Origin of the sequence: Pseudomonas sp. AF03-9, from assembly GCF_020515815.1 — a bacterium.
Lineage (GTDB): Bacteria > Pseudomonadota > Gammaproteobacteria > Pseudomonadales > Pseudomonadaceae > Aquipseudomonas.
Genome location: NZ_JAHPJF010000011.1, coordinates 88,400 through 113,868, shown reverse-complemented (window position 1 = coordinate 113,868; position 25,469 = coordinate 88,400). Strand labels below are relative to the sequence as shown.

General features: G+C 59.3%; 24 protein-coding genes, 1 tRNA gene and 4 pseudogenes. 20 read left to right on the top strand and 9 right to left on the bottom strand.

Translation table 11 applies throughout. The annotated features are described in order from the left end of the window. Positions 1–206 precede the first annotated feature (206 nt). Both LIY36_RS14430 and LIY36_RS14425 read left to right on the top strand, forming a co-directional pair. Positions 207–515: an RcnB family protein gene (locus LIY36_RS14430; RefSeq protein WP_226456058.1), complete on the top strand. Its 309-nt coding sequence runs from the start codon at positions 207–209 to the stop codon at positions 513–515. A 76-nt stretch (positions 516–591) separates the two neighbouring features. Further along, positions 592–1,785, top strand: coding sequence for an MFS transporter (locus LIY36_RS14425; RefSeq protein WP_226456057.1), 1,194 nt, complete (start codon positions 592–594; stop codon positions 1,783–1,785). Here LIY36_RS14425 and LIY36_RS14420 read toward each other — a convergent pair. Together LIY36_RS14420 and LIY36_RS14415 are read right to left on the bottom strand one after the other, a co-directional pair. Next, entirely contained in the window at positions 1,748–2,020 is a 273-nt protein-coding gene (locus tag LIY36_RS14420; protein ID WP_226456056.1) for a DUF1652 domain-containing protein, read from the bottom strand. The genes LIY36_RS14425 and LIY36_RS14420 overlap by 38 nt on opposite strands. A 109-nt stretch (positions 2,021–2,129) precedes the next feature. Next, complete coding sequence (locus LIY36_RS14415) at positions 2,130–3,620, bottom strand: PAS domain S-box protein (RefSeq protein ID WP_226456055.1); 1,491 nt, start codon at positions 3,618–3,620, stop codon at positions 2,130–2,132. A gap of 174 nt (positions 3,621–3,794) precedes the next feature. Between LIY36_RS14415 and LIY36_RS14410 the strand changes: the two genes are divergently transcribed. From LIY36_RS14410 to LIY36_RS14390, 5 genes are all read left to right on the top strand, one after another. Then, complete coding sequence (locus tag LIY36_RS14410) at positions 3,795–4,139, top strand: FKBP-type peptidyl-prolyl cis-trans isomerase (protein ID WP_192300376.1); 345 nt, start codon at positions 3,795–3,797, stop codon at positions 4,137–4,139. Positions 4,140–4,618: 479 nt separating this feature from the next. Beyond that, the gene (locus LIY36_RS14405; RefSeq protein WP_192300377.1) at positions 4,619–5,335 is read left to right on the top strand and encodes an MgtC/SapB family protein; all 717 of its coding nucleotides are present in this window, start codon (positions 4,619–4,621) and stop codon (positions 5,333–5,335) included. A 262-nt stretch (positions 5,336–5,597) separates the two neighbouring features. Beyond that, entirely contained in the window at positions 5,598–6,224 is a 627-nt protein-coding gene (locus LIY36_RS14400; RefSeq protein WP_192300378.1) for a response regulator transcription factor, read from the top strand. A 1-nt stretch (position 6,225) separates the two neighbouring features. After that, positions 6,226–9,840, top strand: a complete 3,615-nt coding sequence (locus LIY36_RS14395; protein WP_226456054.1) for a transporter substrate-binding domain-containing protein — start codon at positions 6,226–6,228, stop codon at positions 9,838–9,840. A gap of 124 nt (positions 9,841–9,964) precedes the next feature. Further along, complete coding sequence (locus LIY36_RS14390) at positions 9,965–10,387, top strand: chemotaxis protein CheY (protein WP_226456053.1); 423 nt, start codon at positions 9,965–9,967, stop codon at positions 10,385–10,387. On the opposite strand, the gene dkgB is transcribed toward LIY36_RS14390, so the two are convergent. Continuing rightward, positions 10,384–11,202 (bottom strand): 2,5-didehydrogluconate reductase DkgB, encoded by an 819-nt coding sequence (gene dkgB / locus LIY36_RS14385; protein ID WP_226456052.1) that lies wholly within the window; start codon positions 11,200–11,202, stop codon positions 10,384–10,386. The two genes, LIY36_RS14390 and dkgB, sit on opposite strands and share 4 nt — an antisense overlap. Positions 11,203–11,352: 150 nt before the next feature. Next, positions 11,353–12,432, bottom strand: a complete 1,080-nt coding sequence (locus tag LIY36_RS14380; protein WP_226456051.1) for a 3-deoxy-7-phosphoheptulonate synthase — start codon at positions 12,430–12,432, stop codon at positions 11,353–11,355. Positions 12,433–13,041: 609 nt separating this feature from the next. Between LIY36_RS14380 and LIY36_RS14375 the strand changes: the two genes are divergently transcribed. After that, on the top strand, positions 13,042–13,791 hold the full coding sequence (locus LIY36_RS14375) for a carbon-nitrogen hydrolase family protein (protein WP_226456050.1): 750 nt from the start codon (positions 13,042–13,044) through the stop codon (positions 13,789–13,791). Continuing rightward, positions 13,792–14,223, top strand: a complete 432-nt coding sequence (locus LIY36_RS14370; RefSeq protein WP_192300384.1) for a GNAT family N-acetyltransferase — start codon at positions 13,792–13,794, stop codon at positions 14,221–14,223. 34 nt (positions 14,224–14,257) lie between these two features. Here the strand turns inward: LIY36_RS14370 and LIY36_RS14365 are convergent, their stop codons facing one another. After that, positions 14,258–14,497, bottom strand: a complete 240-nt coding sequence (locus tag LIY36_RS14365; RefSeq protein WP_192300385.1) for a DNA-binding protein — start codon at positions 14,495–14,497, stop codon at positions 14,258–14,260. Positions 14,498–14,578: 81 nt separating this feature from the next. On the opposite strand from LIY36_RS14365, the gene LIY36_RS14360 reads away from it, so the two are divergent. The 8 genes from LIY36_RS14360 (at position 14,579) to LIY36_RS14330 (ending at position 20,074) form a co-directional block, all read left to right on the top strand. Further along, on the top strand, positions 14,579–14,944 hold the full coding sequence (locus LIY36_RS14360) for a helix-turn-helix domain-containing protein (RefSeq protein WP_192300386.1): 366 nt from the start codon (positions 14,579–14,581) through the stop codon (positions 14,942–14,944). Positions 14,945–15,095: 151 nt separating this feature from the next. Continuing rightward, positions 15,096–15,737, top strand: a complete 642-nt coding sequence (gene gacA, locus LIY36_RS14355; RefSeq protein ID WP_032886613.1) for a response regulator transcription factor GacA — start codon at positions 15,096–15,098, stop codon at positions 15,735–15,737. A 1-nt stretch (position 15,738) separates the two neighbouring features. After that, complete coding sequence (gene uvrC, locus LIY36_RS14350; protein WP_192300387.1) at positions 15,739–17,562, top strand: excinuclease ABC subunit UvrC; 1,824 nt, start codon at positions 15,739–15,741, stop codon at positions 17,560–17,562. A 32-nt stretch (positions 17,563–17,594) separates the two neighbouring features. Then, positions 17,595–18,155, top strand: a complete 561-nt coding sequence (gene pgsA / locus LIY36_RS14345; protein WP_003232771.1) for a CDP-diacylglycerol--glycerol-3-phosphate 3-phosphatidyltransferase — start codon at positions 17,595–17,597, stop codon at positions 18,153–18,155. A gap of 60 nt (positions 18,156–18,215) precedes the next feature. Beyond that, a tRNA-Gly gene (locus LIY36_RS14340) sits at positions 18,216–18,291 on the top strand. 203 nt (positions 18,292–18,494) lie between these two features. After that, positions 18,495–18,626: a hypothetical protein gene (locus LIY36_RS27680; RefSeq protein ID WP_268945288.1), complete on the top strand. Its 132-nt coding sequence runs from the start codon at positions 18,495–18,497 to the stop codon at positions 18,624–18,626. Positions 18,627–18,779: 153 nt separating this feature from the next. After that, on the top strand, positions 18,780–19,028 hold the full coding sequence (locus LIY36_RS14335) for a hypothetical protein (protein ID WP_226456049.1): 249 nt from the start codon (positions 18,780–18,782) through the stop codon (positions 19,026–19,028). Positions 19,029–19,162: 134 nt separating this feature from the next. Then, positions 19,163–20,074: an ADP-ribosylglycohydrolase family protein gene (locus LIY36_RS14330; RefSeq protein WP_226456048.1), complete on the top strand. Its 912-nt coding sequence runs from the start codon at positions 19,163–19,165 to the stop codon at positions 20,072–20,074. A 5-nt stretch (positions 20,075–20,079) separates the two neighbouring features. On the opposite strand, the gene LIY36_RS14325 is transcribed toward LIY36_RS14330, so the two are convergent. The 3 genes and pseudogenes from LIY36_RS14325 to LIY36_RS14315 form a co-directional block, all read right to left on the bottom strand. Beyond that, positions 20,080–20,466, bottom strand: coding sequence for a M20/M25/M40 family metallo-hydrolase (locus LIY36_RS14325; RefSeq protein WP_226456047.1), 387 nt, complete (start codon positions 20,464–20,466; stop codon positions 20,080–20,082). Positions 20,467–20,523: 57 nt separating this feature from the next. Further along, positions 20,524–21,298, bottom strand: a pseudogene (locus LIY36_RS14320) (ABC transporter ATP-binding protein). Positions 21,299–21,309: 11 nt separating this feature from the next. After that, positions 21,310–21,585: pseudogene (locus LIY36_RS14315) on the bottom strand (ABC transporter permease); the annotation flags it as partial. Between the two features lie 2 nt (positions 21,586–21,587). Between LIY36_RS14315 and LIY36_RS14310 the strand changes: the two are divergent. Beyond that, positions 21,588–22,070: pseudogene (locus tag LIY36_RS14310) on the top strand (ATP-binding cassette domain-containing protein); the annotation flags it as partial. Then, entirely contained in the window at positions 22,063–22,938 is an 876-nt protein-coding gene (locus LIY36_RS14305; RefSeq protein ID WP_226456046.1) for an alpha/beta fold hydrolase, read from the top strand. The pseudogene LIY36_RS14310 and the gene LIY36_RS14305, both read left to right, overlap by 8 nt. On the opposite strand, the pseudogene LIY36_RS14300 reads toward LIY36_RS14305, so the two are convergent. After that, positions 22,926–23,075, bottom strand: a pseudogene (locus tag LIY36_RS14300) (helix-turn-helix domain-containing protein); the annotation flags it as partial. The gene LIY36_RS14305 and the pseudogene LIY36_RS14300 sit on opposite strands and share 13 nt — an antisense overlap. A gap of 322 nt (positions 23,076–23,397) precedes the next feature. Between LIY36_RS14300 and LIY36_RS14295 the strand changes: the two are divergent. Beyond that, on the top strand, positions 23,398–25,458 hold the full coding sequence (locus tag LIY36_RS14295; RefSeq protein WP_226456184.1) for an ATP-binding cassette domain-containing protein: 2,061 nt from the start codon (positions 23,398–23,400) through the stop codon (positions 25,456–25,458). Positions 25,459–25,469: the final 11 nt, after the last annotated feature.

The window sequence follows — 25,469 nt, the reverse complement described above, 5'->3', positions numbered from 1 at the left end:
GCCGGATGGGACGAAGGTGAGGACCTTGTGGCGAGGGAGCTTGCTCCCGCTGGGCTGCGCGGCAGCCCCAAGACACCCACCGAGCACCCTTTGCAAAAGATGCATGCGGGCTATAAAGGCAAACCACAGGTATGAAATATGGGTTGAATGATCCTGCGTGGCAGCGGTCGGAATCTGGGTACGCATCATTCATTGAAGGAGCACCCATGAAAGCCAAATGCCTAGCCGCCTGCCTGTTTGTTGCGACCAGCCTGTCAGGCACGAGCTTCGTCGTGCAAGCCGCAGACACCCCCCAGGAAACCGTGCAACCTTCGAATATCAACACCCGTGATCTGAAAGAAGGCGATCGAGCCCCAGACATCCTGATGCGCAAGGAATCCGCTGTCAGCGATTGGAAAAAGCGCGGCCTCAAGCAGCCTGAAGCCGACAGCCAATGGGCGCGGGTGAACGATAAATTCGTGCTGCTCAAGACCACCAACGGCACCATCCTTGAGATCACGCCCGTCAAAAAATGACCTGCCTGTTGTCCTGATTCTTGCGTTAAGGTAGGCGGCTGAAAAGGCCGCGTTACCTTCAAGGAAAGAGAGCAGGATGCTTGCCACAATAAGAAACTACCCCCGCACCGTGAACCTGTTGTTGTCCGCCACATTGATGCTGACGCTGGCCAAGGCAATTACCTTTCCCTACCTTGTGATTTACCTTACCAGCCATTTCTCCCTGGACATCACCCAGGTCGGCCTGGTGATCGGCAGTTCATTGATCGTCGGTTCATTGCTCAGCGTGTACGGTGGTTTTCTCGTCGACCGCATCAACAGTTACCGGCTGTTGCTCTGCCTGAGCGTACTGTTCGTGCTGGGCTTTATTGGCACGGTCCTCGCGCAGAATATCTGGGTGTTCTACAGCTGCCTGATCCTGATCAACCTCGCTTACGCGGTCATCGACATCGCCGTGAAGGCCGGTTTCGCCAGCCTGTTGCCTGAAGACGCGCGCAGCGAGGTGTTCTCGATCAAGTACACCCTGACCAACATCGGCTATGCCGTCGGGCCGGCGTTCGGTGCGGTGGTGGCCAAGCTGGACATCAGCCTGCCGTTCATCCTGTCGGCGCTGCTGGGGGCGGGGTTCTTCCTGCTGTACTGGCGCTGGGGCGATCGCACGTTGACCACCGTCGACGCGACACACAAGCCTGTGTCATTCCTTGCCGTCGGGCGTGTGCTGTTGAGGGATCATCGCCTGGTGTGCTTTACCGTCGGCGGTTTGCTCAGCGCGGTGGTGTTTGGACAATTCACGGCCTACTTGTCGCAATACCTGGTGACCACGACCTCGGCCGAATACACCTACACCGTGATCAGCGCCGTCCTTACTACCAACGCCGTGCTGGTGATTGCCTTGCAGTACGTGATTGGTCGGCGCATTTCCCACCGCCACCTGAGCCAGTGGCTGATTTTCGGCTTGAGCATGTTCATGCTGGGGCTGATCGGCTTTGCGCTGTCCACCAGCGTGCTGTGGTGGGTGTTGGCGATGGCGGTGTTCACGGTGGGGGAGATCATCGTGTTTCCGGCCGAATATATGTTTATCGACCGCATCGCCCCGGACCACCTGCGCGGCATGTACTACGGCGCGCAGAACCTGTCCAACCTGGGCGCCGCCCTGGGGCCGGTGTTGTGTGGGCTGGTGCTGGCCAACCTGCCGGCCTACGCCATGTTCTACATGCTCGGGGCGTTTATCGTCGCGGGTGGGGTGTTCTATTTCATTGGTTCGTCGTTGAAGGCCAGTCCTTCAGCGTGAGCTTGCCGACATTGTTGCTTTGCAATTCGTAGCGCAACTCTTCGACCATCTTTTCCACTTCGTGCGGGGTCTGCAGCCGGTTGGTGCTGATCCCTGTCACCACCAGGTCCACCCGGCCGGTATCAGCGTCAAATACCTTGAGGGTCAAGGAGGCATCCCGGCACAGGGTGAACTCGCATGTCAGCGGCGACAGGCCTTCTTCGATGCAGTTGCGCAGTTGGGCGAGGGTAAACATGCTGGTTCCTTCAAGACACAAGTTCGATGTCTTGAAGGTTATGGCTTGCCTGGCGCCGCAATAAGGCGAATTCGCACTAGCTGCACTAGTGCATTTGCACTTGGCCGGCCTATTTTTTCAGGCGCAGTTCACCGGCAAACAGCCCGCGTTCACGGGCCCAAACGATGGCCGCACTGCGGCTGTGCACCCCCAGCTTGGAGTACACCGTGGCCACGTGGTTGCGCACGGTGTTGGGCGCCAATTTCAGGCGCGCGGCGATTTCCTTGTCGGCCAAGCCTTCGCAGATAAGTCCCAGTACATCGCGTTCACGGGCCGTGAGGTCGGTGAAGGCAATGGCAGGCTGGTTGGGGCTGTTGACGCTCTTGGCGTTGGCCAGTTTTTCGATCAGTGTCTGGCTGAACCAAGATGCGTCCTGCATCACCTCCTCGATGGCCGCCACCAGCTCCAGCTCCGAGCGCTTGCGTTCGGTGATGTTCATCATCACCAGCAGGTAGCAGGGCACGTCATCGATGATCACGGTGTCGGCGGACACCACGCAATCGATCACCTCGTTGCCTTTCTTACGCACCTTGAGGTCCTGGCCGTCGAGGTTGCCGGACTTTTCCAGGGTGGCAAACAACTGTGTGCCCGCCTGGGGGCTGTCGATGAAATCGATGTCTTCGATGGCCTTGCCGACCAGCTCCTCACTGATATAGCCGGTAATGCTCATGAAGGCTTCGTTGACATCCACCACCTGGCGGTTGCCGGCGTTGCACACCAATGTCGGCACCGGCGTCAGGCGGAACGACTTGGCGAAGCGCTCTTCACTCTGGCGCAGGGCGGTTTCCGCCTTGCGTCGCGGCTCCAGGTCGGTGAAGGAAAACAACATGCAGTCTTCCTCGTTCATGTCCAGCGGTTGCCCGGCGACGATCACCAGCTTGCTGCCGCCCCCGGGCAATTTCAGCTCGGCCTGCATCTGCGGGATCGTCGCGCCTTCGCCCAGGCGCGCAATCGCCAGGTCTTTACGTTCGGCCTGTTCCAGCACATCCAGCTCGTACACGGATTTGCCGATGACCTGATCGCGGTTGTAGCCGGTCATCTCCAGAAACCCCTGGTTGACCTTTATGTAACGCAGGTCGCTCAAGCGGCAGATCACGGCGGGTGCCGGGTTGGCGTTGAAGGTTTTTTCGAAGCGTTGCTCGGCGCTGGCCCACTCGGTGGCATCGCTGAGGATCAGCACCAGCAGCTCCGGTGCGCCGTGGGAATCGCTGATCACCAGGCTGCGCAGGCGGTGGACCCAGGTTCTGTCCGGATCGGCAGTGGGGGTGACTTCCACCACCACGTCGCTGAACTCCTCGCCTGCCGCCACACGGGCCAGTGGGTAGTTGTCCAGCAGCACGGGGTGGTTGTTGCGATAGCGCAAGGTGAAGCGCTCGGCGTATTCCTGGGTGTTGGCGCCCAATGCCATCACGTCGTCCACGCCATGCATGTTCAGCGCCGCCTCATTGGCCCAGAGGAGGGTCTGGTCGACTTCGGCAAGGATGATCCCGTCGGACAGGCCGGAGATGATCTGCTGGAGTTGGCGGCGGTTGGTTTCTTTGGCGAGGACATCCTGGGTCATGGGGGCTCCGAGCGGGCGAGGGGGGCATGAGATTAGGACAGTTGTGGTTCGCGATAGTGCAAGGTACGCGGTCAAACCACTGGCAAGGGGCTTGCGTGTGCCACCCTGAAGCGCTTGCCAAACCCAACCAATTCTGGGAAAACCCCAGCCTTTGCGCATTCAACGGGATTTGCCATGAACAACGACCAACTCCAGATCACTGACATCCGCCTGGGCGATGGCAAAACCGTGGTCAAAGGTGCACTGATCACTACCCAGTACACGGGCACCCTGGAAGACGGCACCGTATTCGACTCCTCGTGGGCGCGTGGCAAACCGTTCCAGTGCGTAATTGGCACGGGCCGTGTGATCAAGGGCTGGGATCAAGGCCTGATGGGCATGCAAGTCGGTGGTGTGCGCACGCTGTTCGTGCCGGCGCACCTGGCCTACGGCGAGCGCTCGATGGGCGCGCATATCCAGCCCAACAGCAACCTGCGTTTTGAGATTGAATTGCTCGAAGTGCTGACGCGGGATGATTGAAGTGTCCTGACGCAAGCAGGCTGAACCGCTCCTGAAGAAGCGTCTTATTCGTCATGTAGTAACTTTCCTACGGTTTACTCGTCTGTAGTCGGGGCGTAACCTTGGCGCGGTTTTATCAATAGCGGAGACCCTCAGTGGGTACTTGTTCGAGCGACAGTCGTCGGCCGGTTCTGGTTACCGGCACATACTCGGCAAGGTAACGCGCATTCTTTCGATGCCGTTGTCTCGCCAATACACGCGAGAAGCGGCATCCCGGCAGCAGCCAGTCCTGGCGCCTGCCGGACTCCCTCTCATCGACGCTGACCAGCACCCGAGCCATTTCGGGATGCTACGGACGCGCCTGCCTTTTACGGCGGGCGGGCCAAGCTGACTGCGCCTACCCGATGGGCGCGGCGCAGCGGGTCGTACCTGCATGACGGTGTTCTCGCGCAGCAGCCACATCCATCAATGTGGCTGGCAATGAACTGAGGAGATTTCTTATGCAGGCAATCAACAACATCAACCTCGACTCGCTGGTCGACACCCTGGTCAGTCTCAGTGCGGCGTTTATCCTCGGCGGCTTGATCGGCTTCGAGCGCCAGTATCGCCAGCGCACGGCTGGTTTGCGCACCAACGTGCTGGTGGCGGTGGGGGCGGCGATTTTTGTCGATATGGCCAACCGCCTGGGCGGCGCGGAAGGGGCGGTGCGGGTGGTGGCGTACGTGGTCTCGGGCATCGGTTTCCTGGGGGCCGGCGTGATCATGCGCGAAGAGGGCAATGTGCGCGGGCTGAATACTGCGGCCACCCTGTGGGCGTCGGCGGCCGTCGGCGCTTGCGCCGGTGCCGACCTGATCCTCGAAGCGCTGCTGGGCACGTTGTTTGTGCTGGCAGCGAACACGTTGCTGCGGCCGATCGTCAATAACATCAACCGCCAGCCGCTGGATGTGGTGTCGGCGGAGGTCACCAACATTCTGTATGTGATCGCGCAGCGCAGTCAGCAGCAGGCGGTAATGGTGTTGCTGGAAGCCGAGCTCGCACGGTGCAACTACCCGGCCAGCGACGTGGATGTGCGGCCGTTCGGCAGTGAAGAGGTGGAGATCGAGGCCACTTTGGTTGCGACGTCGGTCGATGGCGATGAGCTGGATGCACTGGTGACACGCATATCCAACTCCAGCCTGGTGGTGCAGGCGTTCTGGAGCCCGAGCACGACTGACTGATTTCCTACGGATAAATCCTACACGCAGTCAGGACTATCCCTTCAGTTCAAACATCACTTCATTGTTAAGGTTGCGCGCTTGCTGCTACCTAAGAGGCTGCGCAGAACTTCAGGCATCAATGGTGTTGTTCAATTGGAGGGACCAGGCACTGCCTGGCTGGCATCTGGAAAAGTGCGGAACCGCTCGTCGGAACTGTCAATTCTCACAGGTAGCTGGGTCCCGTGTGATGTGTCAGATTAATTTGTCCTTCAGGGGAGTCTTAATGAGCAAAGCTTTAATTGTGGATGACCACCCGTTCATCCGTGCCACGGTTCGCTTTCTGCTAAAGCAGGAAGGTTTCAATGAAATCTTCGAGGCGGGCAATGGCGCCGATGCCATGCAGATCGCTCGCGAACAGTGCCCCGACCTGATTATCCTCGACTTGGCGATGCCCAAGCTGGGCGGTTTGGAAGTGATCAGCCGAATCAAGGCGCTGGGCTTGCCATGCAAGATCCTGGTGTTGACCTCGTACCTCGCAGTGTTTTTTTCCACCCGCTGCATGCGCGCTGGAGCCATGGGTTTTGTTGCCAAGACGGGTGAGCTGCACGAGTTGCAAAAAGCAATCAAGGCAGTGATGTCCAACTACAGCTGTTTCCCCAGCCTGCCCACCAGTTCAGTGCGCCGTGATGATTTGCAAGCGTCCGAGATTGAACTGGTGGAAGCACTGTCTGATCGCGAATTGACGGTGTTGCAGAAGTTGGCCCTGGGCCTGGGCAACAAGGAAATTGCCGAGGACATGTTGCTGAGCCACAAGACCATCAGCACCTACAAGACGCGACTCAAGGAGAAATTGCACATGTCGTCGGTGGTGCACTTGTCCAAGTTCGCGCAACGTAATCAGCTGATCTGAAATGAACGCCCGCGCGCTGCGAGGGTTGGTCGCGCTGCTCTGGGTGAGCCTGTTGCCCCTGGCGGCGCAAGCCCTTGACGAACCTTACTCGCTGCAGTTGCTGGGCCACTCTCGCCTCGAAAACCCCAATGTCGCGCTGGACGAAGCCGACTGGCGCTGGCTGCGCGAACGGCGGGTGTTATCGATGGGCGTATCGGCCCCCGACTACGCACCCTTCGACATGAGCAACAGTGAGGATTTCGAAGGCATCACCGCCGATTACGCGGCGCTGGTGGCGCAGGCGTTGAATATCCGGGTAGAGGTCCGTCGCTACGACACCCGCGACGAAGTCATCGAGGCGCTCAAGCAGGGCGCAGTGGATTTTCTCGGCTCCGCCAACGGTTTTGAAGCGGTAGACCCGCAACTGGCGCTGTCGCGCTCCTATGCCAATGACCAACCGGTGCTGGCGACCCGCAGCGCAGAAGCCCAGGGTTTGAGTGCCGACCTGGCCGGCAAGCGCGTGGCCATGCTGTATCACTATATGCAGCCCGAGGCGGTACAGAAATTTTACCCCCGCGCCCATTTGCTGCTCTACGCCTCGTCCTTTGAGGCGCTGGGGGCCGTCGCGTTCGAGCAGGCGGATGTGTACCTGGGCGACGCGATCAGCACGCGTTACCTGATCAATAAAAACTACCTGAATAACGTGCGCATGGCGGATTTTTCCGCCCTGGAAGTCAACCCTTTCGCGTTTGCGGTCACCCGGGGTGATGATCGATTGCTACGTATCCTCAATGCCGCGTTGGCGGCCGTGCCGGTGACCACGCAGATGGAAATCCTGCGCCGTTGGAGCGCCGGTGGCGGCGGGGCCATGGAAGTTGACCGGCTGCGCCTGAGTGAACGCGAGCAACGTTGGCTGGAGAAACACCCGCGGGTGAAAGTGGCCGCTCTGGATAAGTTTCTGCCACTGTCATTTTTCAACGAGCAGGGGCAGCTCGAGGGTTTGAGTGCCGAGGTACTGTCGCGGATCAGCTTGCGTACGGGGCTGAAATTCGACGTGGTAAAGGGCAACTCACTGCCTCGCCAAATCGACGAAGCCAGTGCGGGCAGTGTCGATATGCTCGCGGTCGTCACCCCCAGCAATGAACGCGCTGACAAGATCCGTTTTACCCGGCCCTACCTGAGCAGTCCCTATGTGCTCGTCAGCCGCATTGAGGGTAATAGCCCGATCACGCTGGAAGATATGCACGGCAAGCGCCTGGCCTTTGTCGGTGGCAACAGCCTGGGCGAGCGAATTGCCCGCGACTATCCCGGCATCGTCTTTGTTGATACCGAAAGCCCTGAGCAAGCCATGGCGATGGTGGCCAGTGGCAACGTCGACGCGACCGTGCTGTCGCTCCTCAGTGCGCGCTACATGATTGCCCGCTATTACCGCGATCGCTTGAGGGTGACCAGCACTGTCGGCACGGAACCGGCACGTGTGACGTTTGGCGTCAACCGCAGCCAGTTGGAGTTGTACTCGATCCTGGATAAGGCACTGTTGAGCATCACGCCCGAAGAAATGGACGAACTGAGCAACCACTGGCGCAGTGAGGTGATCATCCAGGACAGCTATTGGCTGCGGCATCGCAACGCAATTCTTCAAGGGTTCGGCCTCGCGGCGCTGTTGTTGCTGATTACCCTGGGCTGGGCGATCTACCTGCGTAACCTGATTCGCCGAAGGGCCCAGGCGGAGCGGGCGCTGAGTGATCAGATGCGCTTTATGAGTGTGCTGATCGACGGCACGCCGCACCCGATTTATGTGCGTGATCGCCAGGGCCGCTTGATGGCCTGCAACAACGCCTACCTCGATGTGTTCGGCTTCAAGCTCGAGGATGTGATCGGCAAGACTGTCGTGGAAACCGACACCGGCAACCCGCCGCAGGCCCAGTCGTTTCATGAGGACTACCTGCAGTTGATGGCCCGGGGCGAGCCGCAGATTCATGACCGGATACTTCGGTTGCCCTCGGGGGATGTCCTGACGATCTACCAGTGGATGCTGCCGTACCGCGATGGCAACGATAAGGTCGTGGGCATGATCGCTGGCTGGGTGGATGTGAGCGAGCGCCAGCGCCTGTTGGGCCAATTGCAGGACGCCAAGGACGAGGCCGACGCTGCCAACCGCGCCAAGACGACTTTTCTGGCGACCATGAGCCATGAGATCCGCACGCCAATGAACGCCGTGATCGGCATGATCGAGTTGGCGTTGAAAAACGCCGAGCAGGGCCGGGCTGATCGTGATGCGCTGGAGGTTGCCTCGGTGGCGTCCCACGGCATGTTGGAGTTGATCGGCGATATTCTCGACATTGCCCGCATTGAGACCGGGCATATTTCTCTGGCGTTGGAGCCGGCCAACCTGCGCGACCTGTTGATGTCCGTGGCGCGGGTATTCGAGGGCTTGGCGCGGGCCAAGGGCCTGGCGCTGCAGGTTGAACTGGCCCCATCAATTGATCGCACGGTGCTGATCGATCCCCTGCGTTTCAAGCAGGTGGTGTCCAACCTGCTGAGTAATGCCATCAAGTTCACCGCCAGCGGCCAGGTGTTGCTCGGTGCGCAAGGGGAGGTGACGGCCGACCAACTGATATTGCGGCTGTGGGTGCTGGACACCGGGATCGGCATCAGCGCTGAAGATCAGCAGCGGCTATTCAACCCGTTTATCCAGGGCAGCAACAACGAGCAGTCGGTGCGCAGCGGTTCCGGCCTGGGTTTGGTGATCAGCCGCAACTTGTGCGAAATGCTGGGGGGGCAGTTGCAGTTGAGCAGTGTGCTGGGGCAGGGCACGCGGATTGATGTGCGAATGCAACTGGACCTGGCAGCGGCGTCAGCGCTCGAGACGGGAGCAGCGGTTGCACACACTCCACCCGCCCGGGCATTGAACATCCTGGTAGTAGATGACTATCCGGCCAACCGCTTGTTGTTGGCGCGACAGTTGAGCTTCCTGGGGCACCGAATCACCGCCGCCGAAGACGGTGTTCAGGGGCTGGCGCTTTGGCAGTCGGGGGAATTTGATGGTGTCATCACCGATTGCAATATGCCGCTCAAGAACGGCTACCAGCTGGCGCAGGATATTCGTGCTCAAGAGCAGGCACGGGGGCTGGTGCCGTGTTTACTCCTGGGGTTTACGGCCAATGCGCAGCCGGAAGAAACCGAGCGCTGCCGGCAAGCGGGAATGGATGGCTGCCTGTTCAAACCCACCGGGCTGGATGACTTGCGAGCGGCGTTGGCCTCGCGGGTGGCGAGCGTCGCTGCGGCGAATGCCGTCGAGGCGTATGACTTGAGCGCGCTGATCGCGTTGACGGAAAATGATCGCGGCGCTCTCAAGGAATTGTTGACGCCGCTGCTCGACAGCCTGGAAGCGGATCGCGCGTTATTGCCGACGCTGCGACAAGAGGCCGACTTTGCCAGGTTGCACGACGTTGCGCATCGGGCCAAGGGCGGAGCGCGCATGGTCAAGGCGCAGGCGCTGATCAGCTGTTGTGAAACGCTGGAGGCGGTGTGTGAAGCCAAGGACAAGACGGCCCTTGGGGCGGCGGTTGACGCGGTGAGTGACGCTTGCGCTGATCTGCAGCAGAGATTGAGCGTTTATTGCAATCAACCTTGAGTACCGTTCGGTGGGTTTGGGAGAACTCCTACGCGAAGGGGGAACAAGCCTGATTTTGTCTTCGGAAGATGTCTGGAAAATGGGCGGCGCTCACTGACGAGCGCTGCCTGCCCAGGGGTTTGCCATGCCGAACAAAGCACTAACCATCCTGATTGCCGATGAACAGCACCTGCAGCGGCTGCACATCGAAAAAATGCTCAACCAACTGGGGTATCACCGGATAGTGCCGGTGCAGACCTTCGATGAAGTCCAGATCCTCACTGCCATCCCGGCGAAGCCGTTTGATGTGCTGATCATCAACGCGGGGCTCGCGGCCCAGGCCAGCGGGCCGCAGCCTCAGGTACGTCATGTGCTGGTCTACGACCACCTGGACCTTGGCCAACCTGCTGGTATCGCCCCAGCGGTGCTCGTGCGTTTGCCGGGGGTGCCGGACCACGTCAACCTTGAACACTTCATGGACATCATCGACCCCCCGACGGCGGCCCGTGGCTTGCGCGTGTTGCCGTGGCTGCGGGAATTATCCCGTACGCCGGCGCCCGGGGTTTAATCCCATTTCGGCGCGATACCCTTGGGGCTGGTCAAGCGATGGCCACGCTCCAGGCCGGCAATCTGTGCCATGTCGGCGGCGCTCAAGGTCAGCTCCAAGGCCTTGAGGTTGCTTTCCAGGTTGGCGCGCTTGGTTGACGATGGGATCACCGCGTAACCCAACTGCATGGCCCAGGCCAGGGTGACTTGGGCTGCCGTGGCTTGATGGCGTTCGGCGATCTGTTGGATGACCGGGTCTTTCAGTACTTCGCCATAGGCCAGGGTCATGTACGAAGTGATCTGAATGCCGTTGGCGCTGGCGAAATCCACCACTTTGCGGTTTTGCAGGTAGGGGTGCAGCTCGATCTGGTTGGTGGCGATGTGTTCGGCGCCGACCGCGGCAATCGCCTGTTTCATCAGGTCGACAGTGAAGTTGGAAATGCCGATATGGCGCGTCAGCCCCAGGCGCTTGGCCTCCAGCAACTGGCCCATGAATTCGGCGACGGGTACTTGGTCTTCCGGCGACGGCCAGTGGATCAGGGTCAGGTCCAGGTGGTCGGTCTGCAGTTTGCGCAGGCTTTCGCGCAGGCTTGGGATCAGTTGGCCTTCAGCGAAATTGGCAATCCAGATCTTGCTGGTGATGAACAGTTCATCACGCGGGATACCGCTGTCGGCAATCGCCTGGCCGACGTCGGCTTCGTTTTCGTAGATCTGCGCGGTGTCGATCACGCGGTAGCCCAGCTCCAGGCCGGTGCTCACGGAGTCGATCACCACCTTGCCTTGCAGGCGGAAGGTGCCAAGGCCGAAGGCCGGAACGGTTTGGGTAGGGACAGACATCAGTAACTCCTGAAGGGGGGTGAACAGTAGCGTCGAGTATCTGCTGCTCACGCCTTCGGAAAAACCGTCGAATCTGAAAAGGAGTCTTTACCGCAGGTCACGAATCCGACCGTGGGAGGGGGCGCCCTCCCATCGGTTGGCCGTCATCTCTCAGTCGGTTCTGTTTTGCATGCGCAAACGCTCGGCCGCACTGCGCAACAGTTGCTCGGTGCCGTCCCAACCCAGGCAACCATCGGTCACCGATACGCCGTACTTCATCGACGCGCTCAGCGGCTGGCAGCCTTCGAACAGATGGCTTTCGAGCATCATGCCCACCAGCGAGGTATCGCCCTGCAGGCGTTGTTCCAACACCTCATTGAACACCGTCGGCTGGCGTAGCGGGTCTTTGCCGCTGTTGGCGTGGCTGCAATCGACCATGATCCGCGCCGCCACCTTGGACTTGGCCAGGTCGTGCTTCACCTGCGCGACGCTTTGCACATCGTAGTTCGGCCCACGGTGACCGCCGCGCAGCACCAGATGGGTATCGGGGTTGCCAGAGGTCTGGATGATCGCCGGGTGGCCCTGGCTGTCGACGCCGAAATGGCGGTGCGGGTGGGACGCCGAGCGCATCGCATCACAGGCAATCGCGACGCCGCCGTCGGTGCCGTTCTTGAAGCCCACGGGCATGCCCAGGCCGCTGGCCATTTCACGGTGAATCTGCGATTCGGTGGTGCGCGCACCAATCGCGACCCAACTGAGCAGGTCATCAAAGTAGCCGGCGGCCATGGGTTGCAGCAGCTCGGTGGCAACCGGCAGGCCCAGGCGCAACATTTCGCGCATCAGCTGGCGGGACAGGGTGAGGCCGGCGGCCATGTCATCGCTGCCATCCAGGTGCGGGTCGTAGGCCAGGCCTTTCCAGCCGATAGTGGTGCGCGGTTTTTCGACGTAGGCACGGATCACCAGCAGCATCTGGTCGCTGACATCCAAGGCCAGTTTCTTCAGGTTGCGAGCGTATTCCATGGCCGATTCGGGGTCGTGGATCGAGCACGGGCCGACAATCACCAGCAAGCGTGAGTCTTCGCCATTGAGGATGGCGCGCACGGCTTGGCGATGGTTGTGGACTTGTTCGTTGAGGAACGGACTGAGGGGCAACTGATGCTTGAGCTCAAGCGAGCTGGGCAGGCGCAGGGTCAGGGCTTCATTGGCGCTGGAAAGATCGGTGACAGGCAAAGCGGCGGTGGCAGAGTTCATATTCAAGGCTTCCTGGGCAAGCGGCGGGTTATTCCCGCACGCTTGGCCCTACTGGGGTGTTCGACAATTGGCCGTATCGGCTACGTGTGTTGGCTTGCCACCAATAGGTGACCGATCGGAGGCGGCAGGCTGTCCCGAACGGAGCTTGCTAAATCGCCATGCAGTGGAAGTGTCGTAGCGGTAATAGGTGGCGTAGTTCATGTCGTGTGTCCTTTAAGTGTTCTTGCTGAATTTATAAGGGCCTGAAAAACAAAACCCCCGGTCGGGGAGCCGACCGGGGGTTAGATTTCTCTGGTAGGCGACCCCTTGAGTAGTGTGCGCCGATTTCAGGTATCAGGCGCGCCAGTGGCTAAACCAATACCCAAAATAAAAGCTGACAGGTGCGCTCGAACCGTTCACGCGGGTAGCCGACACCAGGCGCGGGGCGCTGGCAGCAAGGCAAACCTGAGTGTGGGTGAGTTGCAACATGGTGTGTCTCCAAATGATGGGGGGAGCTTACTCGAGGCATGCAGGAGGATTCAATCAGTAATTTCTATGGCGCGGGGCTACCCACGGCTATCGGTCGAGATATGCTTGTCATACTTTGACAATGATTGCCGGGACGCGACCGTGACTGCCTTAACCCTTGCTGCTGCTCAATCCCTCTCTATCGCGGGCGACGTGCGGGCCAATCTGCAGCGGCACCTGACCTTTATGCGTGTGGCGGCGGAGCACGCCGTGCAGTTGTTGGTGTTTCCGGAGTTGTCGTTGACTGGCTATGAGCCGTGTTTGGCTGCCGAGCTGGCGATAACACCAGAGGACAGGTTGCTCACGCCGTTGCGTGAGATGGCGCGGGAGCTGCGATTGACCGCCGTGGTGGGGATGCCAATCCGCTTGACACCTGAAGCGGGGGTGATGATCGGCGCATTGGTACTGGGGGCGGACGGCTCCCTGGCGGTGTACACCAAACAGCATCTGCATCCAGGCGAAGAAGCCGCGTTTATTGCGGGGCAGGGCGGTGCGGTTTTGGAGTGGGCGGACGACCGGATTGCGTTGGCAGTTTGTGCAGACTTCTCCCACGCCAGTCATCCGCATACTGCCGCTGAAGCGGGTGCGACGGTTTACGCCGCCGGTGTATTGATCAGCGAAGCAGGCTACGCAACTGACAGCACGTTGTTGCAAGGTTATGCCGCCAAACATGGCTTGCTGGTGTTGATGGCCAATCATGGCGGCCCGTCCGGTGGCTATGTGTGTGCCGGTCGCAGTGCGATCTGGGCCGCTGGTGGTCGTTTGCTTGCTGCTGCGCCGGGCGTCGGTGACGCGCTAGTGCTTGCCCGGCGTGAGGGCGGGGAATGGGCTGGCCAAGTGGTGGTCGTGTAAATGGCATTCCACCTGCGTGCAGCCACAGACCGCGACCTGCCGTTCGCACGAACGCTGACCCATGAGGCCATGGGTCGCTATTACACGCAGTACGGTTTGCTGTGGTCCAACGAGGGGTTTGATACGGCTTGGGCCGGCCGGGAAAACTGGCTGATCTGCCGTGACGACAGTGTCCTGGGTTTTATCAGCCTGAGCCGAGACAGCCGGGCACTGTATATCCGCGAACTGCATTTGCTCGAAGATTGTCGCCGGCAGGGTGCAGGGAGTTGGGTGCTGGAGCAGATGGCTCTCAAGGCATGCGGGCAGGGTTTGTTGCGTTTGACTGTGTTCAAGACCAACCCGGCAAGAGGGCTGTATCAGCGCATGGGGCTGAGTATCGTCGGTGAGGAAGACTGCTTTTGGCGCATGGAGCGCACCTGTCGATCAAGCTAACCCTGCACTGAATCCTAATAAGCGCATACTGGCTTCAGGAGACGATTTCCTGATCGTTGTTTTGGCCATCAGCCTCAGAAAGGATGATCCCTTCTTTCATGCCCAGAAGGACCGCTACCTTGTGGGCTTCTCCACGTCGTCCCTTTTTGCGCCCAGCGAGCACTTGATAGGTGGTTGCCGGATCAACGCCATGTTCTCGGGCGAACGCTTGCACTGACTTTCCTTGATGTTCTAGCCAGGCCTTGGCTTGTGCAGCAGTACGGATTCCGGGCATAGTTCAAAACCGTTCAAGTTTGTTTAATAAAGAGATGATGTGTCACCTCTTGAGGTGTGCAAAATAGGATCATACATCCAAATGAGTGGAATCGGTTCGCGTTTGAGGCAAGAAAGAGAGCGACTTGGCCTGTCGCAAAAAGTTTTTGGTGAGATAGGAGGCGTTGAAGCTAACGCACAAGGCAAGTATGAAAGTGGCGGGCGGGCGCCCAAAGCCGACTACCTCTCCAGGGTTGCCGAGCGAGGTGTGGATATTTTGTTCGTGTTGACAGGCAGTCCCACGCCGATTCAATTGGACCAATTGAGTCAAGTTGAAGAGAAAGTGTTGGTCGATTACCGCTCGATGCTCAAGGAAGACCAGGATGCAATCCGCCGCCTGACGTCGACCCTGGCTGAGCATTCAGCCTCGCTGAATGGCAAGGCCAAGCCGCAGCACCGGGATTCCTGAGCCTTTCCCCCGCAAACCCGGGCGTTCGCTGTTTGGCGGACGACTGCCGTGTACCCAAACTCTATATATATGACGCGTGTAGCTAGGTCTGCGCCTTGGTTTTTTGCTAAGGTGTTCAGCAACCTATAAGACCATATCGCGAGGTGTCTGCTTGATTAGGGTGCTAGTAGTCGATGACCATGATCTCGTTCGTACAGGCATTACACGAATGCTGGCTGACATCGATGGCCTGCAAGTAGTCGGCCAGGCCGAGTCCGGGGAAGAGTCCCTGATCAAGGCTCGGGAGTTGAAACCCGATGTGGTGTTGATGGACGTCAAGATGCCTGGCATCGGCGGTCTTGGCGCCACGACCAAATTGTTGCGCAGCCATCCGGACATCAAGGTCGTGGTGGTGACGGTGTGTGAGGAAGATCCGTTTCCGACCCGTTTGCTACAGGCGGGGGCGGCGGGTTACCTGACCAAGGGCGCCGGCCTGGCCGAGATGGTGCAAGCCATTCGCCTGGTGTTTGCCGGCCAGCGTTACATCAGCCCGCAGATTGCCCAGCAGTTGGCGATCAAATCCTTCCAGCCGGTCAGCGATTCGCCGTTCGATGCGCTGTCTGAGCGGGAAATCCAGATCGCCTTGATGATCGTCGGTTGCCAGAAGGTGCAGACGATTTCCGACAAGCTGTGCCTGTCGCCCAAGACCGTCAACACCTACCGCTATCGCATTTTCGAGAAGCTCGCCATCAGCAGTGATGTTGAACTGACCCTGCTCGCAGTGCGCCACGGCATGGTGGACGCCAGCGCCTGACATGACCACGCCGTTCGATCCGAGTGCCTTTCTCTCAACCTGCAGTGGCCGCCCCGGCGTGTACCGCATGTTCGACAGTGAGGCGCGCCTGCTTTACGTCGGTAAAGCCAAGAACCTGAAGAACCGTCTGGCGAGCTATTTTCGCAAGAGCGGCCTTGCGCCCAAGACAGCAGCGTTGGTCGCACGCATCGCCCAGGTCGAAACCACCATCACCGCCAATGAAACCGAAGCGCTGTTGCTTGAGCAGACGCTGATCAAGGAATGGCGGCCGCCCTACAACATCCTGCTGCGTGACGACAAATCCTACCCCTACGTGTTTTTGTCCGACGGCAACTTCCCACGCCTGAGCATTCACCGCGGTGCGAAGAAGCAGAAGGGCAAGTATTTCGGGCCGTACCCCAGCGCCGGGGCGATTCGTGAAAGCCTGAGCTTGCTGCAAAAGACCTTTTTTGTGCGCCAGTGCGAAGACAGCTTCTACAAGAACCGCACCCGGCCGTGCCTGCAATACCAGATCAAGCGCTGCAAGGCGCCTTGCGTGGGTTTGGTGGAGCCGGCCGAGTACGCCGAAGATGTACGCCATTCGGTGATGTTCCTTGAAGGACGCAGCAATGCGCTCACCGACGAGCTGTCCGCCGCGATGGAGCAGGCCGCCAGCACCCTGGATTTTGAGCGCGCCGCCGAGTTGCGTGACCAGATCTCCCTGCTGCGTCGCGTGCAGGACCAGCAAAGCATGGAAGGCGGCACTGGTGACGTCGACGTGATCGCTGCCTTCGTCAACCCCGGTGGCGCCTGTGTGCACCTGATCAGCGTGCGCGGTGGGCGTGTGCTGGGCAGCAAGAATTTCTTCCCGCAGACCGGTATCGATGAGGAAGTGGCCGAAGTCATGGCCGCGTTCCTTGGCCAGTATTACGTCAGTAGCCCCGAACGCGACTTGCCGTCCGAGCTGATCGTCAACGTGGTGCACGAAGACTTCCCGACACTGATCGAGGCGATCCACGAGCTGCGCGGCCGTGAGCTCGACATCAGCCACCGTGTACGCGGTACCCGCGCGCGCTGGCAGCAGTTGGCGGTGACCAATGCCGAACAGGCCCTGGGCGCGCGCCTGGCCAATCGACAGCACGTCGCCGCACGTTTCGATGCGCTGGCCGAAGTCCTCAACCTGGACGAACCACCACAGCGCCTGGAGTGCTACGACATCAGCCACTCCAGCGGCGAGGCCACTGTGGCGTCCTGCGTGGTGTTCGGGCCGGAAGGGCCGATCAAGTCCGACTACCGGCGCTACAACATCGAAGGCGTCACCGCCGGTGATGACTACGCCGCCATGCACCAGGCCCTGACGCGACGCTTCAGCAAATTGAAGGACGGCGAGGGCAAGCTACCGGACATCCTGCTGGTGGACGGTGGCAAGGGCCAGTTGTCCATGGCCCGTGACGTGCTCAACGAGCTGGCGGTGCCTGACCTGATCCTGCTCGGCGTGGCCAAGGGCGCCACACGCAAGGCCGGTTTCGAAACGTTGTACTTGAATGATGCCGCCCATGAGTTCACTTTGAAGGGCGACTCACCTGCGTTGCACCTGATCCAGCAAATCCGCGACGAAGCCCACCGTTTCGCCATCACCGGGCACCGTGCCCGCCGTGGTAAAACCCGGCGAACCTCAACCCTGGAAGGGGTGGCGGGGGTCGGCCCGACGCGACGTCGCGACTTGCTTAAACATTTTGGTGGCTTGCAGGAGCTATCCCGTGCCAGCATTGACGAAATAGCCAAAGCTCCCGGTATCAGTAAAAAGCTCGCTGAGTTGATTTATGCGAATCTGCATAGCGAATAGAATGCCTTTCCACCTCGTAGCCAGTTGTGCCGATGAATATCCCTAATCTGATTACCGTTCTACGCGTCCTGCTTATTCCGATTTTCATTCTGTTGTTCTATTTGCCGTACGAATGGAGCTATGCCGCATCCAGTTCGGTATTCGCCTTTGCGGCCGCCACCGACTGGCTCGACGGCTACCTGGCGCGCCGCCTGGAGCAAAGCACGCCATTCGGTGCCTTCCTCGATCCGGTGGCCGACAAACTGATGGTGGCGGTGGCGCTGGTCTTGCTGGTGCAGGAACATGGCAACCTGTGGCTGACCCTGCCGGCCGCCGTGATCATCGGCCGCGAGATCGTCGTCTCGGCCCTGCGCGAATGGATGGCCGAAATCGGCGCCCGCGCCCACGTCGCGGTGTCCAACATGGGCAAGTGGAAAACCGCCGCGCAGATGCTCGCGCTGGTCATCCTGCTGGCCAACCCATCGGACTTCTCCTTCTGGGTGCTGACTGGCTACGCGCTGCTGCTGATCGCGGCGGGCCTGACGTTGTGGTCCATGCTCCAGTATTTACGCGCTGCCTGGCCTCATCTGCGCACCACCGTTGAAAAGAAATAAAACTTTTTTGAATCAAGAGGTTGACGGGCTTCAAGAATTCTATAGAATGCGCATCACCAAGCGGGAATAGCTCAGTTGGTAGAGCACGACCTTGCCAAGGTCGGGGTCGCGAGTTCGAGTCTCGTTTCCCGCTCCAAATATAGATCTACAGACATCCACTGGATTCTGGAGGTCAGCGAAATAGACGCTTCGGCGTCTTTTTTCGTTTCTGCGGAAAACCAGGGTAATCCAGTACCTTTTTGAGTGGTTTTTTCGGAAAGGCTCAAATTCGTATTGTTGCTGGATCCTCTCAGGTCGCCAGACGAGCATCGGGTGCTGGCTCTCTAACAGGAGCTCACCATGCCTCTATCAGATATGGCCATCCGGCACGCCCAGCCTACAGATAAAACCTACACCCTTGGCAACTTTGACGGCCTGTGCTTCATGGTGCCTGTCGACGGCAAAAAACGATGGTTGTTCCGTTTTTACTGAGCGGGTCAGCAAGTAAAAATGTCTTTTGGCTGGTACCTTGCAGTCAGCCTGAAACAAGCACGTGCATATTGCGACGAAGCGCGCAAGGCGGTCAAACAGCATCCAACTCAAGATGCGCAAGCGCAATAATCCAGCCGGTGAAATCCCTCCCTAATGCAGGAAACCGTCGCGGAAGTGGCGGTTACGCCGCCAGTAAAAGCGGTGAAGAAAAACAAGGTATCAAAAGGCTTCACGCCCAGGCTCAGAGTGACGCTACGAGTTGGGAATGAGTTTGAAGGTAAAATGCTCGAAATAGTGCATGAGGCAGATACCCTTAGCTCCCTCGTTGTCGAGCAAGAAGCTACCAAGGCAGCCAGAAAAAAGTTCCGCTTTGCCGAAGTGGTTTTGGTCAAGTCAATGTAGTGGCGATAGCCACTTCTCAAGGGCGCCGCAGCGATTACGCGCATCGCACAACTCAGCCAGTCGTGACCTACAGACCGAGCGGGGCGGAACTGGAATAGTGGCGTGATCTGAATCTGTCTATGAGTTCATCACAAATGCCTATCTCTCTATCGGATCGTTTTCGTGGCTGCCTACTTGGCCTGGCCTGTGGCGATGCTGTGGGAACAACTGTCGAGTTTATGCCGCGCGGGTCCTTTACACCGGTCACGAACATGACGGGCGGAGGGCCTTTTAATCTTCAGCCTGGGCAGTGGACCGACGACACATCCATGGCGCTATGCTTGGCGGAAAGCATGTTGCAGAAAGACGGTTTCGACCCCGTAGATCAGATGGAACGCTATCTGAAATGGTGGACGTCGGGTTACTGGAGCTCTACCGGCGAATGCTTCGATATCGGCCTGACGGTGCGCCAGGCATTGGCTGACTTTCAAAGAAATGGCGATCCCTTTGCCGGATCCACGGATCGCTACTCGGCCGGCAACGGTTCAATGATGCGTCTGGCCCCCATCGTGCTGTTTTACTTCCCAGATACCCATCGAATCCACACCTTTGCGGCCGACAGTTCCCGTACGACACACGCCGCTCAGGAAGCGGTGGAGTGCTGTCTGGTACTTTCGATGGTGATTGCCAATGCGCTAAATGGCGAGGCAAAAGAGCAGCTGCTGCAGGTAGAAAGTTCCGGCTTGATCGAGCCAAACGTGATTGCAATCGCTGAAGGGACCTACCGTGAAAAGTCTCGCGCAGACATTGTGGGCTCTGGCTATGCAGTCGCTTCGCTGGAAGCGGCACTCTGGTGTTTTCACCAGACAAGTACCTTCGCTGAGGCTGTGTTGATGGCTGCGAATTTGGGGGATGATGCGGACACTACGGCGGCAATCGCTGGGCAGGTTGCCGGTGCGTATTATGGTGTGCAGGGTATTCCGGGGGATTGGCTGGGCAAGGTGTGGATGCGTGAGCATATTCAGGCGACTGCCGATGCGTTGATGCAGGTGGGTGAGCTTGATTAGGACGCTCACCCATCGTTGTGGACTAATCCGCGATCAGCAGACCGATTGCAGGCACGACGGGTACAGGGTCGATGCCGGTCCACGGAAAGGTCGCATGCCTCTGGCGGTCTTTGCAGCGCGCCGTCCTTGATCATCCATTGCGCACCGCCTTGTTCGCCGAGCGGCGGCCCTTCTTCGGCCGGTTGGAAGATCAGCTTGAGCGTGCCTGGCAGTTGCTCGCGATGGGCCGCCAACACCTCGGCAACCTCTAGCGCCATCGCCATATGCGCGTCGTGACCGCAAGCGTGCATCACCCCAACGTTCTTGCCACGGCTGCGAAAGTCACCGGCGAAGTGCGCCATGATCGAAGTCGACAGCGGCCCGCCGATGATCCCGCACACCGCAATCGCCATGATGAAACGCCAGGTAGCGGGTGGTGGCCTGCTCCAGTTGCCCGGTAAGCGGCAGGTTCAATGCCCTACCAATTCTTCCAGCAACTGCTCCTTGTACCCCTGTAGCACTGATGATGTCCGATCCCTCGGATGGGGCAGGTCTACCCGGATTTCATGCTTGATCCGGCCCGGATGTGCGTCCATCACGATCACTCGATCTCCCAGGTATAACGCCTCTTCAATGTCATGGGTGACCATAATCACCGTGCAACGCTGCTGTACCCAGATGCGTTGCAGTTCGCGTTGCAGGTGCACGCGGGTCAAGGCATCGAGGGCGCCCAGCGGTTCATCCAGTAGCAACACTTTGGGTTTGTTGATGAGCGCCCTGGCGATCGCGGCGCGTTGCGCCATGCCGCCGGAGAGCTGATGGGGGTAGGCATTTTCAAATCCTTCAAGGTTCACCAGCGTGATGTGTTCAGCTACCTGACGGTCTTTCTCCACCTGGGCCAGCTTGTGGTAGGGCCAGGGCGATGTTCTGGCTGACGGTCATCCAGGGGAACAGGCGATGGTCCTGGAACACGATGCCGCGTTCCAGGCTGGTGGCGACGATACGTTTGCCGTCCAGCAAAATATCGCCTCCGTATTCGGCTTCCAGGCCGACAATCAGTCGCAGCAGAGTGGATTTTCCGCAGCCGCTGGCGCCGACAATGCTGACAAACTCGCCAGGGCGCACGTCGAGCTGGATGTCGTGCAACACCGGCAGTGGACGGCCTTCGATCTGGTATGTCTTGTTCAGGCCGCGAATCTGCAGCGCACCGGTTTGCAGGTATAGCGGGGAAGCGATTGCGTTCATATCAGGGCCTTTCAACGGAGGTTGCGCCAGCGCAACAGGTGGCGGCTCAGCAGGGTGAATAACAGGGTCATCAGGTAGCCGAGCAAGCCGATGCACAGCACGCTGAGCACGATCACTTCCATGCGCGAGCCGGCCTCTGCGTTCATCATCAGATTGCCCAGGCCCGACCCGGAGGACAGGAACAATTCACTGCCTATCGCGGTGACCCAGGCGAATGCCAGCGCGTGCAGCACGCCGGTGGCGATACTCGGCAACGCCGCCGGCAGCAGCACCTGGGTGAATTGCTGAACAGGGGCACTCAAAGGCCGAGGCCGAGCGGCGCACGCGCTCATTTTTGGCGTTGGTTGGGCTACCCGCCACGGCGTTCGAGCGCTATCCCCATGAGTTCTCCGGTGGCCAGCGCCAACGTATCGGTATCGCCCGTGCCTTGGCTGTGGAGCCGAAAATACTCATCGCGGACGAATGCGTTTCCGCTCTGGATGCGCTGATCCAGGTACAGATTCTCGAGTTGCTTGAAGACCTGCAACGTCGGCTCAAGCTGAGCATTGTGTTCATCACCCACGATTTGCGAGTGGCCGCCAGACTGTGTGATCGCATTGCCGTGATGCAGGGCGGGCATGTGGTGGAGCAGGGGGAAGCGGCAACGCTACTGGTCCATCCGCAACACGCTTATACCCAGACCTTATTGCGTGGCTTCTCCAGAACCGTCCTCCCTTCGACAGTCACTCCTCAAAACCTTGAATTCAAAGAGGCTTGTCCCACTCATGACTGATTTACACGCATTTTCTGATTTACCTCTGGTGCGGGGCGAGCGGGTGGAAATCCGTCCAGGACGGTACCTGAGCATCGCTTATCAACCAGGCACGCATCAGGCAGATACAGTCTTGTTCTTCGGGCATGGTGGTGGCGGCCACAAGGATCAATGGCGCGAGTTATGGCAGTCGTTGTCCGATCAGGGATACAGCCTGGTGGCGTGGGACCTGTTGGGGCACGGCGATAGTGAAAAGCCGCGCCAGCCGCAGGCCTATGCCTGGTCGGAACTGGTGGCAGATCAGCTGGAAATACTGAGCCGCTACGCTGCACGTCGGAATATCCTGGTTGCACATTCCTTTGGTACCGGACTGGGGTTGAGTGCCTTGCTGGAGCTTCCACGCAGGTTGCCGCAGGTGACCATGGATGGCGCCCTGTTGCTAGGCACACAACTGCATCGCCCGTTGAGCCGTGGTGGTCTGATGTCTCTGCCTGCCTGGGTGTTGGAGCTGCTGCGGCCGTTGCTGGCCAAGGGCTTTCGTCAGCGTGCGTGGCACTGCGCAGCCGATCCCCGGCTGGTGGCCTACGAGGAAAACCTGACCCGTCGCAATCGTCTGTATGTGTTCAAGTCTCTACTGCAAAACGCCCAATGGCCCGACGCCGATGCCCTGGCCCGACTGACGTTGCCGACTTATGTGTTAGCGGGAGACAGCGACGGGCTGACGCCCTCCAGTGGGGGGGAAGCGCTCGCCCGACAGCTGCCAACGGGTAGCTTTGAGGTGTTGGAGCGGTGTGGTCATCAATTGATGTTGGAGCGGCCTGCACAGGTGCTGGCGGCGTTCCAGAGGCTGATGAAAAAACTTGATCAGCGTCCAGGTTCGTCCGGTTGAGCTGGCTTCAGTTGATAAAGTGCGCAGCTGATAAATGCACCGTTGGCGCTGACCAGGCGTTTGCTCCGGCTCGCCGACAACACGGCCACGCCTTCGAAAGCCCAATGCTCGAGAAAGGCGGTTTCCGACACTTTTATAACTATAAATTCATATTTTGTACTTATTGATACCTTTTAGTTATTTTTATTTTAATAATCAGACGCAGATAGCCGGAGCGAGAAGGCTTAAGTTAATTCCAAAAAGATATTTATTTGTTATTTTTAAGATCGATTAGCTTTATGTCTGTGAAAAGCGTTGCGCTCCCTGCGCGGCGCTTTTTTGCTTCAGGACACGGTGTTCGGATCATGGCCTGAGGCTCAGCCAATTTTCTACTCTGGGGCGAGCGCGTTGCCCGCATCCAGGGGTCGCTTGCCCGGAGCTTCTGTGACACTTATTCAAACCTCTTTGGCAACTGCCCGGATCGACTCATCTCAACAGCGTGCGCAACCCTCCAGCGATCACGCCAATGAGGCCGACGTTGTGCTTGAGTTGCGAGACGTCACCAAAGCCTATCTGCGCAAAGGTTCGTCAGTGCTGCCGGCCGTCAGCAATGTCAGTTTGAAGGTGCGGCGCGGTGAAGTTCTGTGCCTGATGGGCACATCAGGAAGCGGGAAATCCACGCTGCTGCGGCATATCAATCGCTTGATTGAGCCCTCGAGTGGCGATGTCTTGATCGAAGGGCAGACCATCAGCGGTTTGAGCCACAAAGCTTTGCGCGACTTGAGATCGCGCCGCATCGGGATGGTGTTCCAGCATTTTGGCCTGTTGCCCCATCGTACGGTGCTGGACAACGTCGCGCTGCCCCTCGAATTGCGTGGTGAACCCGAGTCGATTCGTCATGCTGCGGCTATTCTGCAGTTGCAGGCGGTAGGTCTGGAGGGGTGGGGCGAACATTATCCCCATGAGTTGTCCGGTGGCATGCAGCAACGGGTTGGCCTGGCACGCGCATTGGTGACTGATCCCGACATTCTACTGATGGACGAGCCGTTCAGTGCGCTGGATCCGACCATTCGACGCGATCTGCAAAGTCATTTCCTGGCACTGGTGCGTGAGCGTGGTATCAGCACATTGCTGGTCACCCATGACCCGGCCGAAGCCATACGCCTTGCTGACCGCATCGCAGTGCTGCGCCGAGGACGGCTGGTGCAATTGGGCACGCCCAAACAGTTGCTCGAGCATCCGGTTGACGCCGAAGTTGCGGACTTTTTCCGGGACTTCAATTCAACCCATACACCCCTTCACAGCGTCGACAGCGTTGGCCTTCAGCCCCCCGAAACCGCTCCTCGTGGGCCGCACGTCCAGCCCGGCTTGCGCGGGTGGCAGGCATTGTTGCTGGGGCCTGCTGCGCTTGCTGCGCGAGGCAAGGGCGGTTTGTTTTGGCTCGGCTTCGCCGTTGAACTCGCAGCGCTAGCGGCACTGGCCCAGGGCATTGCCAGTTCATCATGGCTGGCGATTCTGGCGGCGGTGATGGTGTTCGCGGCCAGTCGTTTCACAGCGCTCTCGTTGAGCCGCCAGCCTGTGCTACGCAACGTATCGGGTTGGGGGCTGCCTTTGGCTGTGCTGGTGGTCAGTCAGGCACTGGTGATCTGGCGCGTCGTCACACCTGACGCCACTGGTGTGTTGCTGCAGTTCCCGGCCAATCGCCAGGCCTTGCTGCTGGCGGCACAGAGCATTGATGAATTCATTGGCTGGTCGCAGGTGACGTTCGAGGGTGCATTCGTCGGCGTGATCGTTGCCGTTCGCACCGTCATCGAAGGCATTGAAAACCTCCTAGGTTGGTTGCCATGGCCGGTTTCGGCACTGGCGCTGGTGTTTCTGGCGTGGCGTTCAGCTGGCTTGCCGCTGGCACTGACCAGCAGCGCAGCCTTGTTGTACATCGGCCTGTTTGGCTTTTGGGAGCGAACCATTGCCACGCTGGCGCTGGTCGGTTCTTCGGTACTGATTGCCCTGGTCATTGGCGTACCCACCGGCATCCTGCTGGCGAAGCGTCCGCTTTTACGGCGGGTGATTACGCCCCTGCTGGACGTCATGCAGACCCTGCCGACGTTTGTGTACCTGATTCCTGCCGTGGCGTTCTTTTCTGTCGGCAAGACCCCCGCCGTGATCGCGACCGTGATTTTCGCCCTGGCGCCGATGATTCGTCTGACGTCGCTGGGTATCCAGGAAGTTGCGAAGGATGTTGTCGAAGCGGCGGTGGCACACGGTGCCAGTCCTTGGCAGACCCTGATCAAGGTGCAACTGCCCTTGGCTCGCCGCTCGCTGTTATTGGGGATCAACCAGACCATCGTCATGAGCTTGTCGATGGTGGTGGTCGCTGCCCTGATCGGCGCCGGCGGCCTGGGTTATGACGTGATGACGGCGCTGCGCAACATCAAGGGCGGCGAAGGCGTGCTCGCCGGCGTGGCGATCGTCCTGTGTGCACTGATCCCTGACCGAATCATTCAATCGAGCTTGCGCAAGCAAGACCACCGGCACAACTAACTGAGAGATTT

Bases quoted from the DNA above. Each gene is read 5' to 3' on its own strand.
- pgsA (WP_003232771.1), top strand. From the start codon at position 17,595: ATGAATATCCCTAATCTGATTACCGTTCTACGCGTCCTGCTTATTCCG.
- LIY36_RS14395 (WP_226456054.1), top strand. From the start codon at position 6,226: ATGAACGCCCGCGCGCTGCGAGGGTTGGTCGCGCTGCTCTGGGTGAGC.
- LIY36_RS14330 (WP_226456048.1), top strand. From the start codon at position 19,163: ATGCCTATCTCTCTATCGGATCGTTTTCGTGGCTGCCTACTTGGCCTG.
- LIY36_RS14325 (WP_226456047.1), bottom strand. From the start codon at position 20,466: ATGGCGATTGCGGTGTGCGGGATCATCGGCGGGCCGCTGTCGACTTCG.
- LIY36_RS14425 (WP_226456057.1), top strand. From the start codon at position 592: ATGCTTGCCACAATAAGAAACTACCCCCGCACCGTGAACCTGTTGTTG.
- LIY36_RS14430 (WP_226456058.1), top strand. From the start codon at position 207: ATGAAAGCCAAATGCCTAGCCGCCTGCCTGTTTGTTGCGACCAGCCTG.
- LIY36_RS14390 (WP_226456053.1), top strand. From the start codon at position 9,965: ATGCCGAACAAAGCACTAACCATCCTGATTGCCGATGAACAGCACCTG.
- LIY36_RS14365 (WP_192300385.1), bottom strand. From the start codon at position 14,497: ATGCCCGGAATCCGTACTGCTGCACAAGCCAAGGCCTGGCTAGAACAT.
- LIY36_RS14410 (WP_192300376.1), top strand. From the start codon at position 3,795: ATGAACAACGACCAACTCCAGATCACTGACATCCGCCTGGGCGATGGC.
- LIY36_RS14420 (WP_226456056.1), bottom strand. From the start codon at position 2,020: ATGTTTACCCTCGCCCAACTGCGCAACTGCATCGAAGAAGGCCTGTCG.
- LIY36_RS14305 (WP_226456046.1), top strand. From the start codon at position 22,063: ATGACTGATTTACACGCATTTTCTGATTTACCTCTGGTGCGGGGCGAG.
- LIY36_RS14370 (WP_192300384.1), top strand. From the start codon at position 13,792: ATGGCATTCCACCTGCGTGCAGCCACAGACCGCGACCTGCCGTTCGCA.
- LIY36_RS14400 (WP_192300378.1), top strand. From the start codon at position 5,598: ATGAGCAAAGCTTTAATTGTGGATGACCACCCGTTCATCCGTGCCACG.
- LIY36_RS14360 (WP_192300386.1), top strand. From the start codon at position 14,579: ATGAGTGGAATCGGTTCGCGTTTGAGGCAAGAAAGAGAGCGACTTGGC.
- LIY36_RS14415 (WP_226456055.1), bottom strand. From the start codon at position 3,620: ATGACCCAGGATGTCCTCGCCAAAGAAACCAACCGCCGCCAACTCCAG.
- dkgB (WP_226456052.1), bottom strand. From the start codon at position 11,202: ATGTCTGTCCCTACCCAAACCGTTCCGGCCTTCGGCCTTGGCACCTTC.
- LIY36_RS14335 (WP_226456049.1), top strand. From the start codon at position 18,780: ATGCAGGAAACCGTCGCGGAAGTGGCGGTTACGCCGCCAGTAAAAGCG.
- LIY36_RS27680 (WP_268945288.1), top strand. From the start codon at position 18,495: ATGCCTCTATCAGATATGGCCATCCGGCACGCCCAGCCTACAGATAAA.
- LIY36_RS14405 (WP_192300377.1), top strand. From the start codon at position 4,619: ATGCAGGCAATCAACAACATCAACCTCGACTCGCTGGTCGACACCCTG.
- uvrC (WP_192300387.1), top strand. From the start codon at position 15,739: ATGACCACGCCGTTCGATCCGAGTGCCTTTCTCTCAACCTGCAGTGGC.
- LIY36_RS14380 (WP_226456051.1), bottom strand. From the start codon at position 12,432: ATGAACTCTGCCACCGCCGCTTTGCCTGTCACCGATCTTTCCAGCGCC.